Source organism: Halobacillus sp. (assembly GCF_049282395.1).
GTDB lineage: Bacteria > Bacillota > Bacilli > Bacillales > Halobacillaceae > Halobacillus.
This window is the reverse complement of the sequence record NZ_JBAPTY010000357.1, coordinates 1-3,552: the sequence shown is the minus strand read 5'-3', so window position 1 is coordinate 3,552 and position 3,552 is coordinate 1. Positions and strand designations below refer to the sequence as shown.

Genomic DNA, 3,552 nt, shown 5'->3' with positions numbered 1-3,552 from the left:
ATTCATGGCTGAAGAAGTTTGAAGAAGAGTTAGTAAAAAGGAAAGGGGAACCCCTGTGAATCTATCAGAACTTTTAGCTTATCAGTCCCGTAAATATCCTCTAAAAGAGGGTTTGATTACTCCGACTACCCGTTTGACTTATAAGGAATGGAATTTTAAAGTAAATCAGTTTGCACATGCTTTGTTGAGGCTCGGTATTCAGCCAGCCGATAAAGTAATGATCCATATGCCGAATACGATTGAATTTGTCATCAGTTATTTTGCTGTTCACCGGATTGGTGCCATTGCCGTGCCTGTAAATGCTCGATTAATTAACAACGAGCTATCCTATATTTTTGATCATAGTGATACGACGTTCTTTCTGACTCATGAACTTCTATTTGAACAAGTGGCTGATCTCGTTCACGAGAAAAAAGGGACATTTATCAAAACAGGTTCAGCTACTGATTATTGGCTGTCATTTGAAGAATTGATGTCCTATGAAAGCGGGACGGATATCGTGAACACGGCCGAGGAAGATACAGAGGCTTCGATTCTCTATACCTCTGGTACAACCGGAAAACCGAAAGGCGTGGTATTCACTCACCGCAATATTTTAACAGTAGCCCAAATGATGGCAGTGGAAATGGAGATGAAGCCAGGCAGCCGTATGCTGCATATGATGCCTCTTAGTCATTCTGCTCCGCTTCACCTTTTTATGGCTGCTGGAACATATGTGGGTGCCGCTCATATTCTCGCTCCATCTTTTAGCCCGGAACTTTTACTTGAATTGGCTTCATCGGAACGTTCTACTCATTTCTTCGGTGCACCGGTAGCTTATCTATTAACCGCAAAGCATCCTAAAGTGACGGAAACCGACTTGTCGTGGATGAAATATTGGGTCTATGGAGGCGCTCCGTTATCAAGGAGTGAGGTGCAGTTCATTCAGGAACAGCTGGACACAGAGCAATTATACTGTGTATATGGTTTAACGGAAGCGGGACCTAATGGGTCGCTGCTCTTACCTCTTGAACATGATGAAAAAGCAGGGAGTATCGGACAGAGAGCGGCCTTAAATTGTGAAATGAAGGTAGTAGATGATGAGGGAAATGAAGCTGGAATTGATGAAGTAGGAGAAATCATTCTGCGTGGAGAAGGAACGATGAAAGGATATTATAAGGATGAAGTGAAAACAAAAGAAGCTTTGAAAGACGGATGGCTATATACCGGTGATCTTGCGCTAAGAGATCAGGATGGCTTCTATTGGGTGGTGGATCGTAAAAAAGACATCATTATCTCGGGTGGTTCGAACGTTTATCCTCGTGAAATTGAAGACGCGCTCCTCAGGCATCCACACGTACAGGATGCCGCCGTAATTGGGGTCCCTCATCCAGATTGGGGAGAAACCGTTAAAGCATTCATTGTTCAGGACGGAATAATGAATCATCTTGCAGAAGAATGCAAGGAATATTTACGACAGGAGATGGCAGATTATAAAATCCCGAAGCTCTATGAAGAGATAAGTGAACTCCCTAGGAACGCTACAGGGAAATTAATGAAGAATCAGCTTCGTGAACAAATCCATAATCGGTAGGAGGAAAACCGTGAATTTTTATGAGGAAGATTCAAACCTGCAGACGATACTAAAGGAACAATTGGACCTGCCATTATGGGAATGGGCTGAGGAACAACTGCAAGAATTCGGCGCTTTATGCGCCGGTGAAATTGACAGGCGGGCACGTCATACAGATCGTGAAGGTCAGCCTAAGTTAATCAAATATGATAAGTACGGGGAAGACCAATCGGAAGTGTGGTTAAATGAAGGCTATAAAAAAACGATTGCGGAAACATATGGAGCGGGAATTGTGGGATACATTCATAAAGATATTCCAGAGCTTGGACGTCCTGGCGGCTATGTCTATTCCTTTGCTCAAGGTTACCTTCTTTCCCAAGCGGAGTCAGGGTTTTACTGCCCTGTCACATTGACCATGGCCACTGCTTACTTAATCGAACGTTATGCTTCTCAGGAGTTAAAAGAGAGATATCTTCCTCATGTCCTTTCTACAGGAGAAATGGAATTATATGAAGGAGCGACATTTTTAACAGAAAGGCAGGGTGGTTCGGATGTAGGGGCTAATGAAGTCAAAGCTTTTTCTGAAGAAAATCATTTCCTGATTTACGGAGAAAAGTACTTTGCCAGTAATGCTGGCGCATGCGGCATAGCGATGGTTCTCGCAAGGTTGGAAGATGCTCCTTCAGGCACGAAGGGACTCAGTTTATTCTTAGTTCCCTGGAGAAAAGACAATGGGGAACTGAATGGTATTCAGATTCGCAGATTGAAAGACAAGCTTGGTGTTCGTGCTGTCCCATCTGCGGAGGTGGAGTTTAGCGGGGCTGAAGCTTATCTGGTTGGCAAGCCTGAACAAGGTTTCTATTACATGATGGAAGCATTGAATTTATCGAGGGTGTGCAATGCTACAGCCTCTATTGGTATTATGAGGCGCGCCTACACGGAATCCTTGGATTACGCTAGTAAACGGACAGCTTTTGGAAATAGGCTGATTGATTTTCCGATGATTAAGGATACACTGGTCCGCTTGCGTGTAAAGCAGGAAACAGAAACGAGAACGGTTTTTGACATGGTCAGTCATTTCGAAGAGTCTGTCTCAAGCAAGTGCTCAGCGCCTTCTTCAGAAGAAGTCATGAACCGGCTCAAAATTGCAATTATAAAAAAAGAAACGGCAGAGCAGGCAGTAGCCTTTACACATGAAGCGATTGAATTACACGGCGGCAATGGATACATTGAGGACTTTGTAATGCCCAGACTGCTGCGTGACGCGCAAGTGCTCACAGTCTGGGAAGGTACAGCGAATATACTAGGTCTCGAGGTCATACGTCTGTTAAATAAATTTGAAGCTCATTCCCTTTTTTATGAAGAAATGATCCATCGCCTTGAACAGGTTAATAGATTCGCTTCTCAAGTAGAGGTGGTAAAACAGGAAATCAAATCCTTGGGAGATCAGGTTACAGAAATTCTCAATCAATCCTCTGATATTCAAACGTACTATAGTAAATCAATTGCCAGACAGATGGCAATCATTTATGAAGCTGTCATCGCTCTAGAAGCAGGAAAAAATAGTAGAAAAGCGGAAAAAATTGCTGAAATTTATGTTCAGCTTGCTTTTGGGGAAGAACAAGTGACAGGGGAGCCCTTGACGCTTCGCTATGCAGATGAATTACTGGATTTGTCAAAAGCCAGAGAATGACCAAGCCGAAAGCTCCTATTTCCTATAGGAGCTTATTTTATTGTAGGAGTGAAAGGCGGATGAGTCTGCCATGTTTTGAAGTAAAATGTTCAGCATTCTGGAATAATAAAATAGATATCCACATCTCTCCTGTTAACGGCACCAGTTGATTCAAATTGATGTTTATTAAAGATAAGCTCACGTTTGTTGAAGACTTGATTTCGAGATATTGGGTTATGAGGAAGGTCCTCCGGGGGACGATTTCGCTTTCCGGCCCTGCATGACGCAGGGTCGTTCGACGTTGCCACAGGACGTGGCGATCTTAGTC

2 protein-coding genes are annotated in these 3,552 nt (G+C 43.4%); both read left to right on the top strand.

Annotation, left to right across the window (positions count from 1 at the left end; all coding sequences use genetic code 11):
- The first annotated feature begins 55 nt into the window (after positions 1-55).
- Positions 56-1,573: a class I adenylate-forming enzyme family protein gene (locus tag WAM07_RS15095; RefSeq protein ID WP_422168145.1), complete on the top strand. Its 1,518-nt coding sequence runs from the start codon at positions 56-58 to the stop codon at positions 1,571-1,573.
- A 10-nt stretch (positions 1,574-1,583) separates the two neighbouring features.
- Positions 1,584-3,245 (top strand): acyl-CoA dehydrogenase family protein, encoded by a 1,662-nt coding sequence (locus WAM07_RS15090; protein WP_422168144.1) that lies wholly within the window; start codon positions 1,584-1,586, stop codon positions 3,243-3,245.
- Positions 3,246-3,552: the final 307 nt, after the last annotated feature.